27 protein-coding genes and 1 riboswitch are annotated in these 24,862 nt (G+C 33.2%); of the genes, 22 read left to right on the top strand and 5 right to left on the bottom strand.

Annotated elements, in window-relative coordinates:
• Window positions 1–338 precede the first annotated feature (338 nt).
• Complete coding sequence (locus NYE52_RS13615) at window positions 339–704, top strand: GNAT family N-acetyltransferase (RefSeq protein WP_341193563.1); 366 nt, start codon at window positions 339–341, stop codon at window positions 702–704.
• 83 nt (window positions 705–787) lie between these two features.
• Here the strand turns inward: NYE52_RS13615 and NYE52_RS13610 are convergent, their stop codons facing one another.
• A complete protein-coding gene (locus NYE52_RS13610) occupies window positions 788–1,303 on the bottom strand; it encodes a DUF309 domain-containing protein (protein ID WP_341193562.1) in 516 nt (171 codons plus the stop codon).
• Between the two features lie 213 nt (window positions 1,304–1,516).
• Here NYE52_RS13610 and NYE52_RS13605 point away from each other — a divergent pair, with 213 nt between their 5' ends.
• From NYE52_RS13605 to NYE52_RS13545, 13 genes are all read left to right on the top strand, one after another.
• Complete coding sequence (locus NYE52_RS13605) at window positions 1,517–2,269, top strand: segregation/condensation protein A (RefSeq protein WP_341193561.1); 753 nt, start codon at window positions 1,517–1,519, stop codon at window positions 2,267–2,269.
• 4 nt (window positions 2,270–2,273) lie between these two features.
• Entirely contained in the window at window positions 2,274–2,855 is a 582-nt protein-coding gene (gene scpB / locus NYE52_RS13600) for an SMC-Scp complex subunit ScpB (RefSeq protein ID WP_341195192.1), read from the top strand.
• A gap of 165 nt (window positions 2,856–3,020) precedes the next feature.
• The gene (locus NYE52_RS13595) at window positions 3,021–3,914 is read left to right on the top strand and encodes a superoxide dismutase (protein WP_341193560.1); all 894 of its coding nucleotides are present in this window, start codon (window positions 3,021–3,023) and stop codon (window positions 3,912–3,914) included.
• Window positions 3,915–4,110: 196 nt separating this feature from the next.
• The gene (locus NYE52_RS13590; protein WP_341193559.1) at window positions 4,111–5,262 is read left to right on the top strand and encodes a D-alanyl-D-alanine carboxypeptidase family protein; all 1,152 of its coding nucleotides are present in this window, start codon (window positions 4,111–4,113) and stop codon (window positions 5,260–5,262) included.
• Entirely contained in the window at window positions 5,255–5,842 is a 588-nt protein-coding gene (locus tag NYE52_RS13585; RefSeq protein ID WP_341193558.1) for a nucleoside recognition domain-containing protein, read from the top strand. Before NYE52_RS13590 ends, NYE52_RS13585 begins: the two co-directional genes overlap by 8 nt.
• 6 nt (window positions 5,843–5,848) lie before the next feature.
• Entirely contained in the window at window positions 5,849–6,382 is a 534-nt protein-coding gene (locus NYE52_RS13580; protein WP_341193557.1) for a spore maturation protein, read from the top strand.
• 323 nt (window positions 6,383–6,705) lie between these two features.
• Entirely contained in the window at window positions 6,706–7,434 is a 729-nt protein-coding gene (rluB, locus tag NYE52_RS13575) for a 23S rRNA pseudouridine(2605) synthase RluB (RefSeq protein ID WP_341193556.1), read from the top strand.
• A gap of 381 nt (window positions 7,435–7,815) precedes the next feature.
• Window positions 7,816–8,532: a response regulator transcription factor gene (locus NYE52_RS13570; protein ID WP_341193555.1), complete on the top strand. Its 717-nt coding sequence runs from the start codon at window positions 7,816–7,818 to the stop codon at window positions 8,530–8,532.
• Complete coding sequence (locus NYE52_RS13565; RefSeq protein WP_341193554.1) at window positions 8,529–10,301, top strand: ATP-binding protein; 1,773 nt, start codon at window positions 8,529–8,531, stop codon at window positions 10,299–10,301. The genes NYE52_RS13570 and NYE52_RS13565 overlap by 4 nt, the downstream gene beginning before the upstream one ends.
• Before the next feature lie 237 nt (window positions 10,302–10,538).
• Entirely contained in the window at window positions 10,539–11,120 is a 582-nt protein-coding gene (gene sigX / locus NYE52_RS13560; protein WP_341195191.1) for an RNA polymerase sigma factor SigX, read from the top strand.
• Window positions 11,098–12,276 (top strand): GerMN domain-containing protein, encoded by a 1,179-nt coding sequence (locus tag NYE52_RS13555; RefSeq protein WP_341193553.1) that lies wholly within the window; start codon window positions 11,098–11,100, stop codon window positions 12,274–12,276. Before sigX ends, NYE52_RS13555 begins: the two co-directional genes overlap by 23 nt.
• A gap of 390 nt (window positions 12,277–12,666) precedes the next feature.
• Entirely contained in the window at window positions 12,667–13,443 is a 777-nt protein-coding gene (locus NYE52_RS13550) for a M23 family metallopeptidase (protein ID WP_341193552.1), read from the top strand.
• A gap of 245 nt (window positions 13,444–13,688) precedes the next feature.
• A riboswitch (FMN riboswitch) is annotated at window positions 13,689–13,824 on the top strand.
• Between the two features lie 170 nt (window positions 13,825–13,994).
• Entirely contained in the window at window positions 13,995–14,576 is a 582-nt protein-coding gene (locus tag NYE52_RS13545) for an ECF transporter S component (RefSeq protein ID WP_341193551.1), read from the top strand.
• 129 nt (window positions 14,577–14,705) lie between these two features.
• Here NYE52_RS13545 and NYE52_RS13540 read toward each other — a convergent pair whose 3' ends face one another.
• Window positions 14,706–14,954, bottom strand: a complete 249-nt coding sequence (locus NYE52_RS13540; RefSeq protein WP_341193550.1) for a ferredoxin — start codon at window positions 14,952–14,954, stop codon at window positions 14,706–14,708.
• Window positions 14,955–15,270: 316 nt separating this feature from the next.
• Between NYE52_RS13540 and NYE52_RS13535 the strand changes: the two genes are divergently transcribed.
• The 5 genes from NYE52_RS13535 to NYE52_RS13515 all read left to right on the top strand — a co-directional run bounded on the left by NYE52_RS13535 (window position 15,271) and on the right by NYE52_RS13515 (window position 19,815).
• On the top strand, window positions 15,271–16,320 hold the full coding sequence (locus NYE52_RS13535; RefSeq protein WP_341193549.1) for a helix-turn-helix domain-containing protein: 1,050 nt from the start codon (window positions 15,271–15,273) through the stop codon (window positions 16,318–16,320).
• Window positions 16,317–17,804, top strand: a complete 1,488-nt coding sequence (locus NYE52_RS13530) for a RecQ family ATP-dependent DNA helicase (protein WP_341193548.1) — start codon at window positions 16,317–16,319, stop codon at window positions 17,802–17,804. The genes NYE52_RS13535 and NYE52_RS13530 overlap by 4 nt, the downstream gene beginning before the upstream one ends.
• 15 nt (window positions 17,805–17,819) lie before the next feature.
• Window positions 17,820–18,419 carry a type II CAAX endopeptidase family protein gene (locus NYE52_RS13525; RefSeq protein ID WP_341193547.1) on the top strand — a complete coding sequence of 200 codons (600 nt, stop codon included), beginning with the start codon at window positions 17,820–17,822 and terminating at the stop codon, window positions 18,417–18,419.
• Between the two features lie 69 nt (window positions 18,420–18,488).
• Complete coding sequence (locus NYE52_RS13520) at window positions 18,489–19,220, top strand: LysM peptidoglycan-binding domain-containing protein (protein WP_341193546.1); 732 nt, start codon at window positions 18,489–18,491, stop codon at window positions 19,218–19,220.
• A gap of 136 nt (window positions 19,221–19,356) precedes the next feature.
• Window positions 19,357–19,815 carry a DUF2663 family protein gene (locus NYE52_RS13515; RefSeq protein WP_341193545.1) on the top strand — a complete coding sequence of 153 codons (459 nt, stop codon included), beginning with the start codon at window positions 19,357–19,359 and terminating at the stop codon, window positions 19,813–19,815.
• Between the two features lie 101 nt (window positions 19,816–19,916).
• Here NYE52_RS13515 and NYE52_RS13510 read toward each other — a convergent pair whose 3' ends face one another.
• From NYE52_RS13510 to NYE52_RS13500, 3 genes are read right to left on the bottom strand one after another with little or no spacing between them, the layout of a single operon-like run.
• A complete protein-coding gene (locus NYE52_RS13510; RefSeq protein ID WP_312098608.1) occupies window positions 19,917–20,486 on the bottom strand; it encodes a manganese catalase family protein in 570 nt (189 codons plus the stop codon).
• Between the two features lie 47 nt (window positions 20,487–20,533).
• Entirely contained in the window at window positions 20,534–20,794 is a 261-nt protein-coding gene (locus NYE52_RS13505) for a spore coat protein CotJB (protein ID WP_341193544.1), read from the bottom strand.
• Between the two features lie 15 nt (window positions 20,795–20,809).
• The gene (locus tag NYE52_RS13500) at window positions 20,810–21,025 is read right to left on the bottom strand and encodes a spore coat associated protein CotJA (protein WP_341193543.1); all 216 of its coding nucleotides are present in this window, start codon (window positions 21,023–21,025) and stop codon (window positions 20,810–20,812) included.
• Window positions 21,026–21,298: 273 nt separating this feature from the next.
• Here NYE52_RS13500 and NYE52_RS13495 point away from each other — a divergent pair, with 273 nt between their 5' ends.
• The 3 genes from NYE52_RS13495 (at window position 21,299) to NYE52_RS13485 (ending at window position 24,733) form a co-directional block, all read left to right on the top strand.
• Window positions 21,299–22,090 (top strand): metallophosphoesterase, encoded by a 792-nt coding sequence (locus NYE52_RS13495; protein WP_341193542.1) that lies wholly within the window; start codon window positions 21,299–21,301, stop codon window positions 22,088–22,090.
• A gap of 148 nt (window positions 22,091–22,238) precedes the next feature.
• Window positions 22,239–22,820, top strand: a complete 582-nt coding sequence (locus NYE52_RS13490) for an adaptor protein MecA (protein ID WP_341193541.1) — start codon at window positions 22,239–22,241, stop codon at window positions 22,818–22,820.
• A gap of 635 nt (window positions 22,821–23,455) precedes the next feature.
• Window positions 23,456–24,733: a Glu/Leu/Phe/Val family dehydrogenase gene (locus NYE52_RS13485; RefSeq protein ID WP_341193540.1), complete on the top strand. Its 1,278-nt coding sequence runs from the start codon at window positions 23,456–23,458 to the stop codon at window positions 24,731–24,733.
• The last annotated feature ends 129 nt before the right edge of the window (window positions 24,734–24,862 follow it).

Raw genomic sequence — 24,862 nt, 5'->3', positions numbered from 1 at the left:
TCAGGAATAAGTAATTTGGATTTAATAATGTAAGAATGGAACAAATAATAGATTTTTATGGGTATTTAGGCATATAATGTATTGAATCCTAATGCTTATAAGATTTTGATTGAAGAATATCACTAATTTATGTATGATAGAACCAACAACATATATCATATCTTTTTGGTCGGTTCTAAATAATTCTTACAAAAAAGGAAGAGGATGATAAGAAATTCGTGGCAACTTTCGGTGCAGATGAATATTTTTTTGATTTAAGATCAGGAAAATTTGATTGAATCTTATTTTGGATGGGAAAACTGTTAATGAATATGTTTTAAAAATAATGAGGGATATTAATGATTATTCGATATAAAAAGGCATTTGAAAAGATTGCAATGGGCTTATTATCTTTTATGCCTGCAGAAAAAGATTTAAAAGTATTACAACAAACAATTAAACAATATGAGTCGAATGAAAACTGGCAATTATTCTTGTGGAAAGATGAAGAAGATATTATTGGTTTAATCGGTGTTATTTTTGAAGATGAATCTTCCATAACGATTCAGCATATAACGGTAAATCCATCGCATAGACATCAAGGTGTTGGAAAATCCATGGTACAGGCTGTTAAAGGGCTTTACCCTAATCGTACGATGAAATCAAATGACTTAATTGTGAATTTTTTATCTAAGTGTAACGATGGTGTTCAAGTAGATAAATAGAAAAAAGAGACTGCTCCTATATGGGAAAACCATGAAAGGTCTTTCCACATGAGAGGGTCTCTTTTATTATTCTTGGCTTGAGGTTAAGATTTTTGTCTCTTCTGAATTGCTTTTTCACGTTCCTGAATTACCGAGCTTCTATCTCGAGTCAAATGACGATGAATTATGTTAGGAGAAATAATTTCGCTATTTTTCCAGCTCATGCCCATCGAATGTGCTAATTCTATACAGTGATTTTCTAGGCTTAAATCAGAAATCGGTAAGTGATACGGATGAAAGATTTGTTTTTGTTCGATAAAATAATTTTGTTTCTGTAATAAAGTGATTAACCTAGTTCCATCAAGACCAAGTTTACCTATGTCTTCTTTGAATTTTTCAAAAAGCGCTCTGCTTTTTTTTATTGTTTTTTCCGCTCCCTTATAATTTTCTCTGCGGTGATGGTAGGCAGAAACTGCCATCAGAATGAATGCAACCCAGAGGGACTCCTTATTCTGATTATCAACCTTTTTCCAATATTCCTCTAATATTTCATGACATTCGAAAAAATCTTGATCTCCATGAAAATGAACGAGAAATTGTATATATTCCTTTGGGTACATAATCGTCTCCTTATAATAATAAAAGATAGTTTGGTTTCAATATTTACGACCATATATATGGTTGTTATTATATCGATAAATAATAAAAAATGAAATTATTAGCCTTAAAATAGAGAATTGGATGATTTTTCTGTTGGATAACTATTGTGTTTTTTCTATACTAATACTATCATTATTAAGTTAAGGGTAATCTATTAGGATTTTGGTGAGAATATGCAATATAATGTGAAAATTGATAGTTTTGAAGGACCGTTAGATTTGCTTCTTCATTTAATCAATAAATTAGAAATTGATATTTATGATATTAACGTAACAGAAATTACAGAACAATATTTAGAATATGTTCACGCAATGCAAGTGCTACAATTGGATGTGGCAAGTGAGTTTTTGGTAATGGCAGCAACTCTTTTAGCGATTAAAAGTAAAATGCTCCTCCCAAAGCATGAGGAAGATTTGCTTGACGACGATTTAATCTATGAGCCGGAAGAAGATTCACGAGAAGAACTAATTGAAAGGTTAGTAGAATATCGTAAATTTAAAGAGGCAGCAGACGATTTAAAAGAGATGGAATTAGAAAGAGGGCTAATTTTTACGAAACCTCCAAGTGATTTATCGGATTTTAGTTTAAATAAAGAAGATAACGCAAAACAAGAGTTAGATGTATCTTTATATGATATGCTGGCTGCCTTTCAAAAATTGCTTAAACGAAAGAAATTACAGGCGCCACTTGCAACAAAAATTACGAGGCAAGAAATCCCAATTGAAAATCGAATGGAAGAAATAGTCGGATTTTTACGGAATAGAAAAGGCAGAACATCATTTGATGAACTTTTTCCAGTTGCGACTAAATCACATATCGTTGTGACTTTTTTGGCAATACTAGAACTTTTAAAGCGTCGACAAATATTTGTGGAACAGGAAGGAAACTTCGCAGATATTTTTGTTATGGGAAAGGAAGTTGAATAAAAGATTGAAAGTGAATGATTGGAAAGCGATAGTGGAGAGTCTTTTATTTGCAGCAGGGGATGAAGGGTTAACTATCAAGCAATTAATGCATGTCCTAGATATGGAGCAATTAGAGGTAGAGCAATTAGTAGATGAGCTAGTAAAAAATTATCGTAAAGATAAAACAAGAGGAATATCCATTATTGAAATAGCAGGTACCTATCAATTCGGCACGAAGAAAGAGCATTCAGAGTATCTAAAAAAATTAGTGGAGTCTCCTCATGCTTCTACTCTATCGCAGGCTGCTTTAGAAACGTTGGCTATTATTGCATATAAACAGCCGATTACACGTGCAGAAATTGAGGAAATTAGAGGAGTAAAAACAGAAAGACCTCTTCATACGCTTTCAGCTAAAGCGCTAATTAAAGAAGTTGGTAGAGCAGAAGGGGCAGGTAGAGCGATTCTTTATGGAACAACAAAGGAATTTCTAGATCACTTTGGATTAAAGAATTTGGGGGAATTGCCTCCGCTGACAGAGAAAGAAGAAGAATTCAATCAAGAAGAAGCAGATTTATTTTTTGAATCTTTTCAGCAAATAGAAGACTAAGAACGGGTATCTAGGCATTAGCTTAGATACCTTTTTAGTTTAATTTTTTCAATCCTTTTTTTGTTAATCAAGTTCCATATGGACACTATTTTAAAGACATGATGCTCATCCTTTTGTCATACCTTTTATAAGAACGATTATGGAGGGAATGGAGTTGACATATAGATGAGTAGTTACAATGAATATGTTAGAAATGTTTTAATTTGGAACCAGCAATTAAAAAGCTTATTAGAAGCAGAAGAAGTCCAAAAGGAAGAAAGTATTTGGAAAAGGCTTGATAAATTTTCGCAGTTAATGGAAGGAGTTCAACGACGACCAATCGAAACGGAAGAATTAATTAGAATTCAGCATGAGGCAGAGGATCTTCATGATCAGATGGAAAGTTACTTTGCGCAAAGACAGCAGCTGGGAACAATATTTATGAAAGTGCCAAGCGTTGCCGCTGGAAATCATCAATTGCCCAAATTACCTTATGGATATAATGCTCTAGAGCCTTATATCACAAAAGAAATAATGGAGCTACATCATCAGAAGCATCATCAAGCCTATGTAGATGGGTTAAACAAGGCGGAAGAAAAACTAAAAGCAGCAAGAAAGAATAATGACTTTTCCCTTGTTAAACATTGGTCGAGGGAACTTGCTTTTCATGGTTCGGGACATTATCTTCATACAATTTTCTGGAATAATATGAGCCCAAATGGTGGAGGGGAGCCTAAAGGGGCATTAATGGAGGAGATTAAGAATTATTTCGGTAGTTTCAAAGCTTTTAAGCAACATTTCTCAGAAGCAGCAAAAGCGGTAGAGGGGGTTGGCTGGGCACTTCTAGTTTGGTCTCCAAGAGCTAGGCATTTAGAAGTTCTTCAATCGGAACGTCATATGCTCTTAACACAATGGGATACTATTCCGTTGTTAGTACTTGATGTTTGGGAACATGCTTACTATTTGCAGTATAAAAACAATAAAGGACAATATATAGAAAATTGGTGGAATATTGTTAATTGGAAGGATGTTGAAAGTAGATTTTTAAAGGCTAGTGAATTAAAATGGAGACCTTATTAACGGGAAAAGTCAGTAAATACGAATGTGTTATAAAAGCTAATGTTAAAGAAAAAATAAAATCCGTCTTCAGTATGTAGCTCATTAATCTGGGCTACATTTTTTTTATTTGCTAATAAAGCATAAATTTATTAGTCATATGCCTGTCTTTTTTTTCATAAACTTGTACAAACCATAAAAGGAGACGAGGTTGTGTTAAATGAAATCACGTAAATTTATTATTCTTACTATCATTACCTCCATTCTGTTCCTTGCTATTCCACAAAATAGCAGCGCCCAAATGTACGTTAGTGCGCAAAGTGCTATTTTAATGGAACAAGATTCTGGACGAGTTATTTTTGAAAAGGATGCACATACACAAAGAAGAATTGCTAGTATAACAAAAATAATGACGGCAATCCTTGCTATTGAGTCTGGAAAATTAGATGAAACCGTGACTGTTAGTAATAATGCCATTAGAGCAGAAGGATCGTCTATCTACTTACAAGAAGGAGAAAAAATTAAATTAGAAGATCTTGTATATGGATTAATGCTTCGTTCTGGAAATGATGCGGCAGTTGCTATTGCTGAAACAGTTGGTGGGAGTTTAGATGGCTTTGTTTATTTAATGAATCAAAAGGCAGAAGAAATTGGAATGAAAAATACTCATTTTGCTAACCCACATGGACTTGATGATCATGAAGATCATTTTTCAACTGCCTATGATATGGCTTTACTTACCCGTTATGCAATGAAGAATGATACATACAAAAAAATTGCTGGGACAGAAAGCTATCGTTCTGAAAGCTCCAACAATAAATGGGATCGGGTCTGGAAAAATAAAAATAAACTTTTAACGAGTCTATATGAATATTCGACCGGTGGGAAAACAGGTTACACGAAGAGAGCAAAAAGAACGCTAGTAAGTACGGCTGAAAAGGATGGTGTGTCCTATATAGCTGTAACTTTAAATGATCCTGATGACTGGGACGATCATATCAATATGTTTGAAACGGCATTTAAACAATATAAGATGGTACAAGTAGTAGAGGAAGGGAAAATAAAAACAGTTAAAGATAAGTTTTATAAAAATAAAGTTTATTTAAAATCAACTGTTGATTTCCCTGTTACAAAGAAAGAGGAAGATTTATTTAAGGTAGAGTATAAATTGACAAAGGTTAAGAAAGATTGGCAAAGAAATCAAGAGGTCGTACCTGAAATAGTTGGTGAAGCAAAAATATATTTAGATGATAAGCTCGTTGATAGTGTCCCGATTCATTTTAAACATGATAAGAAAAAAGAATCAAAAAGCTTTTTAGATTATTTTAAGAATATGTTTATGGCAATGACTGGGGTTGGCAAGGATGGTTAATTATATTTGGGCAGCCCTTGCCATTATTGGCATTGTTTTTGCTGCTATTAATGGAACAATGGATGAAGTGAATAAGGCGATTTTTTCTGGTGCTAAGGAAGCAGTAACAATATGTATTGGACTGATTAGTGTACTTGTTTTCTGGCTTGGGATGATGAAAATAGCGGAGCAGGCAGGGTTACTCCAAAAACTTACCAACCTATTTAGACCAATAGTAGCAAAGCTTTTTCCAGAGGTTCCGAAGAATCATCCTGCAATGGGGTATATATTATCAAATATGATTGCTAATATTTTTGGATTAGGGAATGCGGCAACACCGCTAGGGATTAAAGCAATGGAAGAATTGAAAAGATTAAATGGGGGCAAGAATACAGCAAGCAGCAGTATGATTACCTTTCTTGCCCTAAACACATCATGTATTACCTTAATTCCGACAACGGTAATTGCAATCAGAATGAATTACCATTCTGCGTCACCGACAGATATAGTAGGACCAACCATAATTGCAACCATTTTCTCTTGTATAGGTGGGATTTTGATTGATCGCTATTTTTACCATAAGAGAATGAGAAAAGGGTGATGGGTGATGGAGATAATATCTTTAGTTTCATTGTGGATGATTCCTTCCCTAATAGGGTTTATTTTACTGTACGGAACATTTAAAAAAGTACCAACATATGAAAGTTTCGTTGAAGGTGGAAAAGAAGGAATTCAGATTGCTTTCTCTATTATTCCCTATTTAGTAGGCATGCTCGTTTCCATTTCTATTTTCCGAGCATCTGGAGCATTAGAATATTTTATGAGCTTTCTTAAGCCTCTCTTAGACCTTATTGGAGTTCCTTCTGAAGTAGCTCCTCTGGCGATTATTAGACCGATATCGGGAAATGCTGCATTAGGAATGACGAGTGATTTAATTGCTACTTACGGACCAGATTCATTTATCGGAAGGCTTGCTTCTGTTATACAAGGAAGCACGGATACAACCCTCTATGTATTAACCGTTTACTTTGGAGCTGTAGGGATAAAGAAAATGGGTGACGCCTTAAAAGTTGGATTATTAGCAGATCTTATTGGATTTATCGCTGCCATTGTAGTTGTAACGTTGATGTTTGGGAAATAATAATAATGTCTTAGATGAAGTTGTATTGCAACTTTGTCTTAAGGCATTTTTTTGTTTTTTTAAGCTTGGCGAAATCTCTTTAAGAGAGTTTTAAAAAATACTTTTAATTAATGATAACAGCCCGAATTTCAAAGATTTCTTTGAAATTTCATCAATTTATGTCATAATTCATAGGAATGGCAAAAAAAGAACGATCAAGCGTTTTGATTTAGTCTGTTTTCTAATAAATTGACACTAATAAAATAGGATAAAACATTTAGAAATACTTTTAAAAAAACGATCAATCATTTTTTACTGTTGAGAAATTGGATGAGGTGATATAGATGGAAAGACTACAAAAAGTAATCGCACATGCAGGGATTGCATCAAGAAGAAAAGCAGAGGAATTAATCCTGGAAGGAAAAGTAAAAGTTAATGGAAAAACAGTGAAAGAATTAGGTGTAAAAGTAGGTTCTAACGATAAAATCGAAGTAAGTGGAGTCCCAATAGAAAGAGAAGAACCGGTTTATTTTATTCTTTATAAACCAAGAGGCGTAATCTCAAGTGTTAATGATGATAAAGGAAGAAAAGTCGTAACCGATTATTTTTCTGAAATTGAAGCAAGAATTTATCCAATTGGACGTCTGGACTATGATACTTCAGGCATTATTCTTTTAACGAACGATGGAGAATTTGCAAATCTTATGATGCATCCAAAAGGAGAAATTGAGAAAGTTTACGTTGCCAAAGTTAAAGGTATACCAGCTCGAGAAAAAGTAAAGCAATTGGAAAGAGGAATTATGCTTGAGGATGGAAAAACTGCTCCTGCAAAAGTGAAAATCCTTTCTGTCGATAAGAAAAAAGGAACAAGTATTATTGAGTTGAAAATTCACGAAGGAAGAAACCGCCAAGTAAGAAGAATGTTTGAGGCAATTGGAACACCGGTAATGAAATTAAAGCGAGAAAGATATTCTTTCTTAAATTTAAACGGCTTACAGCCTGGAGATGCTCGTGAACTTACGGCACATGAAGTGAAGTTATTGAGAGCAGAAGCCCAAAAGAAGAAAGGGTAAATTGGAATCTGATTGTGTAATATTTTCTGTTGTCGGTAGGAGCGTTTATTAACCGTGTTTTATCTACAGATTCTATTCTCTGGACCAATAGAATGCACCATTTGTATGTTTTGATAACACCAAAAACTTCAAAAAAGTTCATAAAAGTGTCACATATAGCAATGGAAGATAACAATATCAACATGCTAATAATGCTATAATAAAAGTGTCAAATATGAGAAATTACCTAAATAAATTATATGTTACTGGAAAACTGCAGTATAAATAATAGTCCATAAGATAAATAGGCAATAGATATTTTCATTGAATTTATTTATACAGCAACATGCGGAACATCGAAGGTAAAAATTGATTTGTGTATTTTGTTAGGAGGTATGAACGATGGAGAAGGAAATTAAAATTCTAGTGGTAGATGACGAAGAAAGAATCAGACGTCTTTTAAAAATGTATTTAGAAAGAGAAGAGTTTATTGTGGAGGAAGCGGAAGACGGTGTGAGCGCTCTTACTAAAGCATTAAACACAGATTATGATGTTATCTTACTCGATTTGATGATGCCTGGAAAAGATGGGATGGAAGTATGTAAGGAGTTAAGAGAGAAAAAAACGACTCCTGTCATCATGCTTACAGCTAAAGGTGAAGAAGTAAATAGAGTTCAAGGATTTGAAGTTGGAACAGATGATTATATTGTAAAGCCTTTTAGCCCTAGAGAAGTAGTATTAAGAGTAAAGGCTTTATTGCGACGGTCAACGACTACTACATTTGAACAAAGTGATAGTACCTCAAAGGATGTTATTATATTTCCAGCATTAACAATTGATCATGACGCACATCGTGTATTGGCTAGTGGTAAAGAAGTAAGCTTAACTCCAAAGGAATATGAATTATTATTTTTTCTAGCTAAATCTCCAGATAAAGTATTTGATCGAGAATTACTATTAAAAGAAGTATGGCATTACGAATTTTTTGGTGATTTAAGAACAGTGGATACACATGTTAAGCGATTAAGAGAAAAGCTAAATCGCGTTTCAGAAGAGGCAGCTAGTATGATTGTAACTGTTTGGGGAGTAGGCTATAAGTTTGAGGTTAACAATGGATGAAGTTTTGGCGAAGCGTAGTATTTAAGCTTTGGATTACCTTTTTATTACTAGTTTCCGTTGTGTTAACGATTCTTACGATTATGCTATTGGAGTATTTTGAGCAATATTATACTGAACAAACGGAAAATGAATTAACGAATACGGCAACAAAAATATCGGAAATAATGAAAGAACATAATAATCAAACTGGATTGGAAATTGTAGGGGAGCTTCTTGACCATTCAACTGGAGCAATAATTATTTCTTCTCCAGATCAAATCTATTATTATCCAGAGACTCGAATGCAAGAGATTTCCTATGCTTTTCTTGAAGAAAATGAAGAATTAAAAAACGTAATAACGAGTAATAAATCAGCTGTTGTAATGACGAAATGGATGAATAACGAGAAGGTACCTGAGCAAGTTGCAATCGTAGGGTCTCCACTTCACATAAATGGGAATGATGGAGCTGTTTTTATTTATCAGTCTTTACAATCGATGAATGAATCGAAGCTATCTACAGCAAAATTTATTGTATTAGCTGCTGCTATTGCCATTATTTTAACGACGATTTTTGCCTTTTTTTTATTAACTAGAATTACGGCTCCTTTAAGAAAGATGAGAGAAGCTGCCTTTGAAATGGCTCAAGGAAATTTTGCGACAAAAGTACCGATAATGGCACAAGATGAAATTGGTGAACTTTCGATGGCGTTCAATGAAATGGCAAGAAGGTTACATTTTAATATGAACGCATTGAGCCAAGAGAAGGAGCAGCTGGACAATATTTTAAGCGGAATGGCAGATGGTGTGCTAACTCTTAATCGAAATGGAAGTTTACTACTTACCAATCCACCTGCCGAAAAATTTTTACAACATTGGTATTATCAAAAAGGCGAATTCAGTGATATGCAAGGACAAATTCCAGATGAATTGCGGAAATTATTTCAGCTTGCCGTCCATACTGGTAATGAACAGATAGATGAAATTACTCTACAAGGAAGAAACTGGGTAATGATTGTTAGTCCCCTTTATAATAAGAAGGATATTAGGGGAGCAATCGTTGTTATTCGTGATATGACAGAGGAACGGAAATTAGATAAGCTTCGGATTGATTTTATTGCGAATATTTCTCATGAACTAAGAACACCTATTAGTATGTTGCAAGGATACAGTGAGGCGATTGTGGATAATATTGCTGAATCAGAGGAAGAGAAGAGGGAAATGGCTCGGATAATCTACGATGAGTCATTAAGAATGGGTCGTTTAGTCAATGAATTTTTAGATTTAGCTCGAATGGAAACAGGTTATCTAGAGTTAAGAAAAGAACCAATGGATTTATATACATTTTTTAATCGTGTTGCAAGAAAGTTTAAGGCGATAGCAAAAGAGAAAGAAATATTGTTTACTATCTCCATTTCAGAAGATATAGGGGAATATGAGCTAGATCCAGATCGTATCGAGCAAGTTTTAACCAATATAATGGACAATAGTATGCGACATACGCCAAGTGGTGGCAATGTTTCTTTACGAAGTCGTTCTGATGATTATGGTGTGTATATAGAGGTAGAGGATACGGGAGCTGGTATCCCTGAAGAAGATTTACCTTATGTTTTTGAGCGTTTTTATAAAGCGGATAAAGCGAGAACTAGAGGAAATGCAGGGACAGGCTTAGGATTAGCTATTGTCAAAAATATAATTGATGCCCATGGTGGCGACATTTCTGTATATAGTAAATATGGTCGAGGAACCACATTTTTTATCTTTTTACCTCGAAATAAAGAAGAAAATTAGAGAAAGTGCCGATTCTTCTTGATTCACGAGAAACAATTTAACATAATAGAACATATGGGGTGTCATAGAAAGTTTTGACCCTACAAGCTATTTTTCCATTGTTTATGTAGTAATCTTACTGCATGCAGGTATAACTTGTGAGGTCAACCTTTCCCTGACTCCCTTTTCTTATGTTTATTACCAAAGAGTTCAAGAAATTAGATTAATTGATAAAAATACTGAAACTAATTAAGTAAAATTACGACTAATATATTGAACGGGGGAGGAGAAAAGATGAACTCCGTTTTTGATGAAATTTATACTAAGTATCATCATGACGTTTTTCAATTTTTATTTTACATGGTCAATCACAAGGAAACGGCAGAAGATTTAGTACAAGAAGTATATATTCGTGTTCTTAAATCATATCATCGTTTTGAGGGGAAGAGTACGGAAAAAACTTGGTTGTTTAGTATTGCTAGAAATGTGGCAATAGACCATTTTCGCAAACAAAAAAATTGGAAAGAACGTATTATGGATAAGTTTGACTGGTCGAAACAACAAATAAAAGCAGATGGATTTCTTCCAGAAGAAATTGCACTGCATTCAGAAGAAGTGAAAGGTGTCTATAGTGCCTTACAATATTGTACAGTAGACCAACGAATGGTTATTGTATTTCGGTATATTCAAGAACTTTCCATTTCTGAAACAGCTAATGCATTAGGATGGACAGAAAGCAAAGTGAAAACAACACAGCATCGTGCATTGAAGGCATTGCGAATCTTTTTAGAAGAATATGGCGGAAAGGAGGATCCATATGGGGAAACAGAAGTGGAATGAGGAAAAAATAAAACATGTATTAAAGCAATTACCATCTATCAAAGATGAGCGAAGCCCGGAATCTATTTATCATACTATCCAATTAAAAAAGAAACCCGTGCGCAAAATGAGAAGAATCATGCCAATATTAGCTACCGCATGTACAATAATGCTACTATTTATTATTAGTCAAAGTTTCTTTGATAGTAATGTATCGTTTAAGAGTGAAAGGAAGGTTGCTGAAAATTCTTCTATAATGAAAGCAAAAATATCGGATGAGGCTGAAAAAAATGAAATACAAAATCTGGATATAGCAGAAGAACAAAAAGATATGTCAGCAAACTCACTTACACCAATAGCTATCTATCAGGAAGATGTAGGGAATCAAGAGGTTTTAACTTATCCGATTCCCGATGTAAATGTTCAAGTAATTGTTCCTATAAGTATATTGGTTGAAAACCCGGATCATTTGTCTCGGTTTGATCTATATGTACAAAATGTAAAAAAAGTAATTGGTATTAATGATCATTTAAGTGATTATTTTCCTATTAGTCCTGAGATTTTCACTTACACTTTAAAGGATAATAATATTGAGGTAGATGTTAAACGTGAATTTACAAACTTTGGATCTCATTCTGAAGAATTTTTTAATACAATGATTCAGCAACAATTGCAATCAATTGGTGCAAAGAAAATGGAGTTTTATACGAATGATAAGTTAGGAGCAGAACTAGGGAATCGAACAGAAACGACCATTGATTATAGACCGCTAGAAAATAGAGCTTACTTTCTTTTGCAAGATGGTGAATCAAAGGAAAGACCATTATATGTACCTTGGGAAGAGCCTTATGACTCTATAGAAAATGCCTTTGATGCAATGGAAGATAATATTGAAACCCATGGATTAATGGCATCAATCCCTGATACTATCGATATTGATAAGGTTTCAAAGGATGAAAACAAGCGACAATTAATTGTCTATCTCTCAAATGATAGTAAGATGGAAGAGGATCAAAAGACGTTATATGCTATTGAGTCGATACTATTAACAGCAAAAGAGTTTAAATATTCTACAGTAAAGTTTGAAAATACAAAGGTGAAAGAAGTAGGAGATTTTCTACTAACAAAAGAACTCGTTGTTCCAGTTGCTGCCAATAGAGTGGATATAAAAGAATAATACAAAAGGAAGTGTCTAATAATATAGGACACTTCCTTTTTATGGTGTTTATTTTTGCTAATTATACGCTATATAAATGGGGAAATTCACCTGTGATTTTTTATGAGATATTGATAAATCAGAAATAAAATGGATAAAAAAAGAATAGATGTATAAAATAATTTTTGTTTCTTTTTTGAAACAACATCAGATTTTCTATATGTGTAAAAAATATCACATTTTTTTGCCTTGGTATTCTATAGTTCTAACAATGAACATGTACTCATAAGTTGAAAGAGAAGATGGTAGAAGGGTCAGTTAATTAATAATGGAATAATAATCTATACATAATGGAATTAAATATTCAAAAATTAACATTTTTATGATACTAATGGAACAGGAGGAAACTAAATGGGAGACTATATTAGGAGAATACTTATAGCGGCTATTATGCTTTTATTTATAAGCTTATTGTTCTTAGGGGGCAAACATTCACAAGCAGAAACACTCTCCCTATCTGAACGAACGAAGACGTGGACTTGGCCGAGTGAAGGAATCATTACAGATACCTTTAATACTAGGAATGGTACACATAAAGGAATAGATATTGCAGGTAATTTAGGAGACCATGTGTATGTCGTGGATGAAGGGGTTGTAACAAAGTCTTATTACTCTCAATCCTATGGAAATGTCATTTTTGTTAAGCATGAGAATGATCTAGAAACTGTGTATGCTCATTTAAGTAAGCGGTTTGTAAATGAAGATCAGTTAGTGAAAAAGGGTGAATTAATAGGGGGAATGGGAAATACAGGGCACTCATCCGGTGTTCATTTGCATTTTGAAATACATAATAAAGAATGGACAGTTACAAAAGAAAATGCAATAAATCCAATTTTGGTTTTAGGAAATGTACAAGTCGGTCAGGCAGTAAAAATTACGGTGCAAGAAGAAACAGAGGAAGTAACAAGTAAACCAACAGTAGAACCTATTCACTCTCCTAAATTAGATTCATTTCAAGAGGAAGAAAAAAAGTTAGAAGAAGAGTACATAAAGAGAAGTATGAAAGAAATGGAGATAAATCTGGAGGAAGATGAATCCGAATATTCAACAATTCCATACAAGAAAGCGAGTATCTATTTAAAAAGTAGTAAGTATCTTATGGAGGAGAAAAGAGAGGATTATACTTAAAGACGATTACATAATAAGGAATGTCTCCAAATCTTGTCAAATTATAAAAAAGAATTAGTGCGAAAAGAGTTCACAACATACTATTCAGCATGGATGGTTATTATAGTATGTTGTGAACTCTTTTTGAATGAATGGAAGATACGAATGTGAATATGTGAACAAAGTTTGAAATTATAAGCAAACTTCTTCACAAATATTGATTGTTTAATGTATAATAACAATTGTAAAACAATAAATTAATATTGGTCTATCTTCGGGGCAGGGTGAAATTCCCGACCGACGGTGATGAGTCTTGTACTCAAAGTCCGTGACCCTACTTCGGTAGGTTGATTTGGTGAAATTCCAAAACCGACAGTAAAGTCTGGATGGGAGAAGATGGAGGTTCTGCAATCGTTCAAAATTATCTTTTTAGAACGTTTATTAAGCATGCAGCCTTTAAAATTTCTCCCTCAAGTCTATATAGCTTGAGGGTTTTTATTTGCCACATTCTTAATAAATTGCTGAATCTTTCTTCTTAGGTAGATGGATCCTAAAAAGAAGGAGAGAAAAAAATGAAGAAAAAAATGAATGTAAGAAAGTATGTTTTAATTGGAATGATGAGTAGTTTAGCGTATGTGCTAATGATGCTTAAATTCCCAATTCCACCATTTCCAAGCTACTTAAAGGTTGATTTTAGTGATATTCCTGCATTAGTAGCCGCACTTATTTTAGGTCCAGGAGCGGGAATATTAGTTGAGTTAATAAAAAATATATTGGATTATTTAATAACAGGAAGTGAAACAGGTGTTCCAGTTGGACATTTTGCAAACTTTCTCGCAGGAATCTCGTTCATCTTACCAACTTATTTTATTTACAATAAAATAAAATCTAAAAAAGGAATGGCTATCGGTTTAACTTTAAGTATTTTAATCATGACTACTTTATTAAGTCTGTTTAATTACTTTATCATGTTACCATTCTATAATGCATTAATGAAAATACCGAATGACACTACTATATTAAAACAAACGATTCTTTCAGCGATTATTCCATTTAATCTGTTAAAAGGAATAATTATTTCGATAATCTTTGCGTTAGTATTCTCGAAAATGGGTGTGTGGATTAATAAACAAATCCCAACTAGAAACGTTTAATAAAAATAAATATAAAAAGCAGTTCACATTCATGAACTGCTTTTTTATATGCTACAAATTATAAATTAACGCAAATAAAGAACAGAAAGGATACATTATTCCTTTCTGTTCGGTGTATGATAAAGAAAACTATTCGAATTTTAGAGGATCTCCATCAAAGGATTCGTCTGCTACTTTAATCGAATCAGTCGGACAACCTTCAAAAGCATCTAGCATATCATCTAATAATACTTCAGGTACTTCAACTGTTCCTTGATTATCATCTAGCATAACGAAAGCAATACCTTCGTCATCATAATCATAAATATCAGGTGCCGCTGCTCCGCAAGCTCCACATGCAATACATGTGTCTTTATCAACAATTGTATATTTTGTCATGAGTAAAAAAACCTCCAGTGTTATTCATACGGAGTATATACATGACTGGCATACTCCTTACTATTATCTTATTGTAAGACTGAATCTTTAACTTTTCAATAAAAAAGACAGATAAAAAGTAGAAAGTAAGAATAACTTTTCTTAAAATAGTCAAAAACTTAATTGATTTCATTAAGAAAAAGAGTTTCGCTATTGAAAAAAACTAATGAGGTTGTGATATCAAAGTTCACCAAATAATAGAATTCATGGTAAAATAAAAGAAATATTACAAACAAATTTCAACAAAATTTGTCAAACATAAGAGGAAGATGAATGTATGTCCTTTATGAAAATAATTATTCTAAACTGTTTATATAAAATGAATGGGGAAAGGACCGTTTACTCTATTCTTCATATTTTGAATGGGAAAAAATCATCACAAACAATCCAAGATATTCATATTTTTCAGTTAACCTCCTTATTTCAATCCTTTCCCACATTAACCAGAGAGCAATTAGATGATGTTATATATACATTATATAAGGAAAAATGGATCGTAAAGGTAGGAGATAACCACTATATTATTAATGATGCTAGAAAGTTGGAGTTGGAGAATTTGTTAAAGATGAATCCTCTTCCAAATTATTTGAACGGTTGGAGATTTCATGCAGTAACAGAACCGTTTTGGCAAAGAATGTCTTTACTTGTACAAGTTGCTTCGCATTTGTCAGAAAACAGCATTCGCTATATTCCCGTTCAAAGGAATCCTGTAACACAATTATGGTTGAAGGATACTTTGCATTCAATATCTGTGGAAAGAAGCGAAATTCATAAATATCTCTATAAAGATATAGTAAAATGTCTTGATGGGATAGAAATAGATCCAGTAATCTTAACGCATAGATTAACTGGCATCCGAGAAATAGGTCTTACTGCAGATCAAGCTGCTTTAGAATTGAAAATAGATCCGGCCAGATATCAGTTATCATTTATTAGTATTCTTCATTATATGATAGATACAATCATCTCTAATGAGAAGGAATATCCACTATTATGTCATATGATACAGGGGAGTAAGAGAAACATTACACTTACAGCTTCAACTGCAAAAACATACACGCTTATACAAAAAGGTTATAACATCGAGGAAATTGTTCATCTAAGAAATCTAAAGCAAAGTACAATTGAGGATCATATTATTGAAATACTATTAAATGTCCCAGAGTTTCCAGTCCATAGTCTAGTTAGCAAGGAAAAGATAATACGAATTAAAAATACCATCGAGCAATTATCCTCTAAATCTTTAAAAGTAATCAAGGAACAATTAGTGGATGTCTCTTATTTTGAGATACGTGTGGTAATGGCAAGGTATGGTGAGTCATCATGAAATTAGAAGAAAAACTAAAAGAGTACTTTCAATTAACTCATTTTCGGGGCGGTCAGAAAGAAACAATTGCTTCGATTCTTAATCATAAACATACACTTGCGATGCTGCCAACTGGAACAGGGAAGTCATTATGCTACCAGTTAGCTGGAAGACTCTTAGAAGGAACGGTAATCATAATTTCTCCACTTTTATCTTTAATGCAAGATCAAGTAGAACAAATGAAGATGAAAGGGGAAAAAAGAGTAGTTGCTTTAAATTCCTTTCTTACACCAACAGAAAAAAATCGAGTATTGAAGCAAATTAACCAATATAAATATATATTTATTTCCCCAGAAATGATTTCAATGCCACATGTTCTTGCAATTTTTCAAAAAATGAAGATTTGCTTATTTGTTATCGATGAAGCACATTGTATTTCGCAATGGGGATATGATTTTCGACCGGATTATCAAAAATTAGGGGAAATTCGACAGAAATTGAATAACCCTTTAACTTTAGCTTTAACAGCAACAGCTACAGAAGAAATTCGAAAAGATATAAATAGGTCGTTAAATTTAGAAGAAGTAGAGGAAATTATTTATTCTGTTGATCGATCCAATATTGGGATAAATATTGAAGAATTAGCCCATACTCAAGAAAAAATGGAGAAACTTCTCGAATATATCCAAGTGTTAAATGGGCAAGGAATTGTGTATTTCTCCAGTAAAAAGTTGGCTGAACAGACTGCTGCTTTCTTAAAAGAAAGAGCTTCTAAACGAATAATGGCCTATCATGGAGGAATGTCACAAGAAGATCGAATTCTTGTACAACAACAATTTCAAACTGGACAGTTAGATGTTATTTGTGCTACAAGTGCATTTGGGATGGGGATTAACAAGGAAGATATCCGCTTCATTATCCATTATCATTTGCCAACGCAATTAGAATCTTATCTTCAGGAAATTGGAAGAGCGGGCAGAGATGGAAAACAGAGTGTTTCCATTGTTCTATACACACCAGGAGATGAATGGATTGCTTATCAGTTAATCGAAACAGAGCTTCCAGATGAATTGCAAATTAATAAATGGAAAGTACGCTTAAGTAAATACCCAACATATGACGATTGGTTGAAAAAAGAAAGTTGCCAGTTAGAAATGTTTTTTACAGAAACACAATGGCGAGTTTTAGAGTCATATATTGAGCCACAAAATAAATCAATGGAAGAGTTATTGCGCTCTCTTGCATTATATAGTAAATTTCGGCATGAGCGAGTAAACGGTAAAAAACTAAAGATACAAGAGTTAATTGCCTGGTTACAGTCTGAAAGCTGCCGAAGACAGTATATATTGGAATATTTCGGAGAAAAGTTTGAAACTCGAAATCACAAAAAATGTTGTGACAGATGCGGATTAGAGTTATCCATTTTCTTTCATAATAGGAATAATAAGCAGAATAAAGTACTAGTTGATTGGAAAGAACAGTTAGCTTCTATTTTAAATATATAAAAGTAGGCAATGTGGATGAATAAAGCAAAATATACGGAGTTAATCAACCAATTAACAGACCGCGAGCTATTAAAAAATGTATATATCACGCAAATTATCCTATTAATTGTAGCGTTCACTTTACATTTAATCATTTTTCAATCGAATCCTCCGATAACAAAGTTATTTAAGTATGATTTGTCGGATTTTATAATTGGTATTATAGCAGGGATAACCGTAGTAATAATGGATATTTGGCTGATGAATCGTTATTCTACTCATTACCATGATGATGGAGGCGTGAACAAGCGGATTTTTCAAAATAGACATCCTTTTCATATTGCGTTCATAGCTTTAATAGTAGCATTTAGCGAAGAAATGCTTTTTAGAGGAGTTCTCCAGACCAATTTAGGGCTACTTCTAAGTTGTCTGCTTTTTGCTATTTTACATTATCGCTATTTATTTAATCCAATTTTATTTGTTAATGTTGTAGTAGTAAGTATTGTTATAGGAGTATTATTTGAAGTAACAGAAAATCTCTGGGTTACAGTAATCATGCATTTTTTTATTGATTTCCTGCTCGGCTGTATTATTCGGTTCAAATTATTTCATAAGCAAACTAGCACATCAAAGTGAACGATTAATGGAGCGATATACTCCTTTACTTGGGAAATTTAAATGGGGAATTGTAAGGATGGGATGTTAATGAAAAAAGAGGATCCATATAGGGTTCAAGCAGAATTACAAAAACAACGACTTAAGAAAGTGATAAAGGAAGAGGAAAAAGAGGAGGAACAAGTTGAGTCTTCATTACCTTCAAGAAGCACCGTTCATAAAAATAAAAATAAAAATAAAAAGATAAAAGTACCGATTATTAGTTTATTAGCGTTTTTATTTGTGTTACTACCAGTCTTGCTATTATTAATAAATAGTTTATTAAATGGGAAAGATTTTTCGAATCTTTTAACAACAGAAAATACTTCTGGACTATTTGAGAATGTTAATATTCAAAAAGAAAATGCATCATATAATGAATCCAAACGTGCTAATCAGGAAGAACAAGAAGAAATCGTAATACAAAATAGCACAACGGAAGAAGAAACTATAGCGGATGATAATGTAAGGGAAAAAGCTTTAGACGAAGAGGAGGATAAATCCAAAGAGGAAATGTCTGAATCGGAGAAGCCAACAAATAATGTACAGAAAAAAGAAGAACCAAAAGAAGAACCAAAAGAAGAAGAGGCTGAAGTTAATCAACAAATAAATCCTGATGAGAAGATAGTGTATCACACTGTAGCAAAGGGAGAAACTTTATATCGAATTGCTTTAAAATATTTTCCTAGCGGAGATGGGATAGCTAAAATTAAATCTGCGAATAATATGACAACAGATCAGGTTCAATTGGGGCAAACTTTAAAAATTGTACTAGAACCATAATTAAACGATTCTAACTTGTCCTCCAATTACATATTGTATAGTAAAGCGAGATTATTAGATATGTTGTTTTTGCATAAAAGCTTTATGGTGCAAATGACAGACTTATAAAATGCGCTATGTAAAGGAGGAAGTGATTTTGGAACCCTCAATCTTCCCTGAAAACTATTTGTTAGATGGAACAACTAAAAAAGTTTTGCTAAAAATAATCGAGAAAAAGCAAAAGTTTGATAAGTTAAAAAATCGACATTTAATTATGATGTGGTTTACCATCTTTTCAGCCTTTTGTTATTTTCTTTGGCTGTATAAACATATTGCTATCCCTTATTCTCATTCGTTTGCAGCCATGTTTTCGGTATATGTAGAAGAAAGTATGAATCTATATATCCTTTTATTTATAATTGGAGCATTTGGTTATATGAATCTAATGAGACAAAAAAGGGATAAAGCAGAAAAAGAATTTCATGATTTGCGCTGTGAATTCATTGATAAAAGCAAGGATTTATTTGGGCATAGTGAGACTTGGAATAGCAGACATGAAATTTATAATAAAATCAAGGATTCCTATGATATTAATTTATTCCATCAAGCAAAATAAAAATAGTTGGATTAAGGATACTTATTAATAAAAAGGAATCAATGTAAAAACAAAAAGATACCAAATGTAGGTATCTTTTTGTTTAATAACGGAAAAATAGTTTAAAAAATCTTTCGCTGCTGTCGATCCTCTTTGATAATTTCGACTGCCTCTCTAAATCGTTGGGAATGTACAATCTCTCGCTCTCTTAGAAAACGTAGGCTATCATTTAAATCTGGGTCATCACTCATGTTGATAATCCATTGGTAAGTTGCTCTAGCTTTTTCCTCTGCTGCAATATCCTCATAAAGATCCGCAATTGGATCCCCTTTTGCTTGTATATACGTTGCGGTCCAAGGATTGCCCGCAGCATCATGATAAAATAAAGCATGATCATGATTAACATAGTGATCACCAAGACCAGCAGCTTTTAATTGATCTGGTGTGGCATCTTTCGTCAATTTATATATCATAGTTGCAATCATTTCCAAATGGGCGAACTCTTCTGTTCCTATGTCTGTTAATAATCCAATTACACGATCAGGTATTGAATACCTTTGATTTAAGTATCGTAATGCTGCTGCAAGCTCTCCATCCGCACCTCCATATTGTTCAATTAAAAATTTTGCAAGCATTGGATTACAGGTACTCACTTTAACAGGGTATTGTAATTTTTTTTCATATAACCACATAAGATTCCATTCTCCTTTATCGCCAAATTAGATAATTTAACTTGCTTTTATACTTGCCAAGGCCATGGGGCAGAATCCCAATCCCATGGTGAACCAGATGGGCTATTTCCATATTGCAATAAAGGACCGTATTTGCTTTCATATAACTTTTTGAATTTTTCTCGTTCTTTTACATAATGGTTAAATTGATTAATGGCATCTTGATCATGATGATGGGTATCTAAATATAAGGTAAGTTCGACGAGAACGAAGTCAATTGCTTGGAGCTGTTCTAATAGTTGATAGTATTCGGGTGGAAGTTGCTTCATTGATGTATCACTCCCTTATCTCTTTTTTTCATATGGACTGTAGTAAGGGTCGTAAAAGGTTTTCCATAAGGTACCAGCTTTTAATGCTTCCATTGGACTAAACTGGGGAAGATGAGGTGGTTGAAAACCTAGATATAAATTAGGTGGTGTAGAATATACTTTTGTTTTTATCGGTGGACAAGGGTCAAAGGGACTAATATAGGGTTGATATTCTTTGTAGAATGAAGGCATAATGATTCCTCCTTTTTAATGGTATACTTTACATCATATGTCTAGAAATTTATTTACATGCTTGCTTTTAAAGAAGTACCACCGCTCTTTATTAGAAGTAGATAATTCTTTGACTGAAATATATTTTTATAATATAGGAAAGGTTCGAGAATATAATTAATCAGTGGCATTATAAAGAATGAATTAGAAAAAAATTCTTGAAATTGGTAAAATCATGAGAAGGTGTATTAAAATAAAAGAAGCACCTTTGAAAAGAAAAATTGGGAGGGTTATATGGTTTTTTTCTTTGCTGTTTTTATTTTACTTATTTTATTTAGTATTGCATTGATTTTACATATGAAAAATATTGCAAATGAAAATCACGTGAAATATGAAATATTCTACTTTCCTAATTTTCCTTCCTCCCTGCAAGATATTACGCTTTTTTTTATTTCAGATATACATCGAAGAGCAATAGATGATTCCATTTTTACAGAGGCTATGGACGTAGCAGAAATGGTAATAATAGGGGGAGACCTTTTAGAAAAGGGAGTGAAATTAGAGAAAACTCGAGAAAATCTTCGGAAGTTAAAACAAATTGGCCCTGTTTATTTTGTTTGGGGGAATAATGATTATGAAATAGAGCGTGATGTGTTAGAAGCCTTGTTAGTAGAAGAGGGAATCGTTCTATTGAATAATGAGGCAATTAATTTTCCTTCACCAAATGGAGAGAGCTGGTCTTTAATAGGCATTGAAGATTATTCATTAGAGTATGATGATTTAGAAAAAGCGCTAGAATACGCAGAGGAAACTAATTTTAAATTATTAGTTAGTCATAATCCGAAAATAATGGAAAAACTAGAAGCAGAAAATCAGATTTCCTTAGTGTTGAGTGGTCACACTCATGGCGGTCAGATTAGGCTATTTGGTTTCGGTCCATATGAATTAGGTGGAACAAAGGTTATTGGAAATACTACTTTATTTGTTAGTAATGGATATGGCACAACAAATATTCCTTTGAGATTAGGTGCAAAGCCTGAAACTCATATTATCAGAATACAACATAAAAGTGATGCAGAAAATTAATTTTTTTGACTGTCGAAAGCCAATTATTGTTATGAATAGTTGGCTTTTTATTTTTGTATTAGGAACGAATTTGTAATAATACTCACCGATTACTCCTTCTTTTCATAAACTGCAGTAAGAGTTTTTTCAAGGAGCAGGAGGCGTAGTCATGCGTTTGGAGAGATTAAATAGCAATAGAATTAAAATCCATCTGACCACCGATGATTTGTATGAACGTGGATTGACAAAGGAAGATATATGGAAAGACTCGATAAAATGGCAGTATTTTTTTCATGAAATGCTTGAAGAAGCAAATGATTTGTTTGACATGGAGATACATGGATCGGTAGCTGTTGAAATATTTTCAATGAAAGCTCAAGGTATGGTAATGATCTTAACGATAAGTGAAAGCGACCAAGATGCAGAAGAAATCCTGTCAGAAGGATTTTTAGAAATGCAAGTAACAGTAGAGGAAACAGTGGATATATTATATGAATTCACAGATTTAGAGGACGTCATAAATGTCGCGAAGCAATTGGTACAGAATAATTTTAATGGTGGTTCTTTATATAATTTAAATGATAGGTATTATTTATGTTTTGTCGATATTTCTACTTATAAAGAAGAACAAATTATTGCTATTTTAAGCGAGTTTGGGGATTTGAGTTTAAAGAGTATATATATTATTGAAGAATATGGAAATACGATAAAAAAAGAAAATGCAATTGAGACATTAGTACATTATTTTTGATATCTATATACAAGATAGATTGATTCCATTTTTTGAGGTTATTCTCTGGTACTGGAGATAAGCCGCTTTTAGCATTACTTGGAATCGTCTATCTTGTTGTGTTTAAAAAAAGGGAATATTCTACATAAAAATTTATAAGTTGATGATTGGTAAAACATGATGAAAGTGTTAAAATGAAATGGGGATATTCTTCCCGAAAATTTATCTTTTTTTGTTTGGCCTCAAGTAATTTAATCGAGTGAAAGCTAAGTCCATCGTAATAATTAATGATAATTAAATGAGGGTGAGGTAGGACAAAGAATCGTTAAATGAATATACTGTTAGTAGAAGGTTGAATAAAAAACAGTTATCCACAGTAGTAATGAATTTATTTGGAAAGAAAATAATCCTAATTAGGATAAAACAGGAAGCGGGCGCTACACTCGTTTTGCCTAAAATAGTAGTGTGATGGCAATTGTATCATTGATTATGCTTGCATCATGCAGGTATAAGTGTATACTATGTTTTGAATTAATAAATAAAAATAAAGTTTTGACAACAAATATGTTTTCCATTCTATTAATGAAGCTAAATAACTATTCTTATGAAGAAGAACTACAGGTAAAAATAAGTAGTTTTTTTAGGAGGATTTCTTAATGGTAGCCAACAAATCAAATGAGAAGAATCATGTAGAAGAGCAACACGATGTTTTGAAGTCAACACAAACAGTAATTCATAAAGCTTTAAACAAACTCGGGTATTCAGATGAAGTTTATGAATTATTAAAAGAGCCGATTCGAATGATGACAGTTAAAATCCCTGTGAGAATGGATGATGGAACTGTAAAAATCTTCACAGGCTACCGTGCTCAGCATAACGATGCTGTTGGACCAACAAAGGGTGGTATTCGTTTTCATCCCAATGTTACTGAAACAGAAGTGAAAGCACTATCTATTTGGATGAGTTTGAAATGTGGAATTGTAGATCTTCCATATGGTGGAGGAAAAGGTGGAATAGTCTGTGATCCTCGAGATATGTCCTTTAGAGAATTAGAACGGTTAAGCAGGGGCTATGTACGTGCAATAAGTCAAATTGTTGGTCCAACTAAAGATATCCCTGCTCCAGATGTTTTTACTAATTCACAGATTATGGCATGGATGATGGACGAGTATAGCCGTATTGATGAATTTAACTCACCTGGCTTTATTACAGGTAAACCACTTGTATTAGGTGGGTCACAAGGAAGAGAAACTGCTACTGCAAAAGGTGTAACAATTTGTATACGTGAAGCTGCAAAAAGAAGAGGCATTTCTATTGAAGGAGCGCGAGTTGTCGTTCAAGGATTTGGAAATGCAGGTAGCTTTTTGGCTAAATTTATGCATGACGCAGGGGCAAAGATAATTGGTATTTCTGATGCATATGGAGCCTTGCATGATCCAGAAGGATTGGATATTGATTATTTATTAGATAGAAGAGATAGTTTTGGCACTGTTACTAACTTATTTAATAACACAATTACAAATAAAGAATTATTGGAATTAGATTGTGATATTTTAGTTCCTGCTGCTATTGAAAACCAGATAACAGAACAAAATGCTCATAATATTAAAGCAAGTATTGTAGTGGAGGCTGCGAACGGACCAACTACGTTAGAAGCTACCCGTATTCTAACAGAGAGAGGAATCTTATTAGTTCCTGATGTTTTAGCTTCAGCTGGTGGAGTAACTGTTTCTTATTTTGAATGGGTTCAAAATAATCAAGGATACTACTGGACAGAAGAAGAAGTGGAAGAAAGGCTAGAAAAAGTGATGAGCATATCCTTTAAAAACATCTATGATACTGCCGAAGTACGTCGTGTAGATATGAGATTGGCGGCATACATGGTTGGAGTTAGAAAAATGGCGGAAGCATCTAGATTCCGTGGTTGGATATAAATTTGCCCAAAGCTATTGCTGAATTTACAAAAATCTCCTATCCTTATAGGTAGGAGATTTTTTATTTTGGACCTTTTTGGGGGAACCCTTTTTTATATAACTGAAGATTCGTTTGTTGGGATAAGGTGT

Origin of the sequence: Niallia sp. FSL W8-0635, assembly GCF_038007965.1 — a bacterium.
Taxonomy (GTDB): domain Bacteria; phylum Bacillota; class Bacilli; order Bacillales; family Cytobacillaceae; genus Niallia.
The sequence above is the reverse complement of the archived record's forward strand: the minus strand, read 5'-3'. Positions and strand labels throughout refer to the sequence as shown.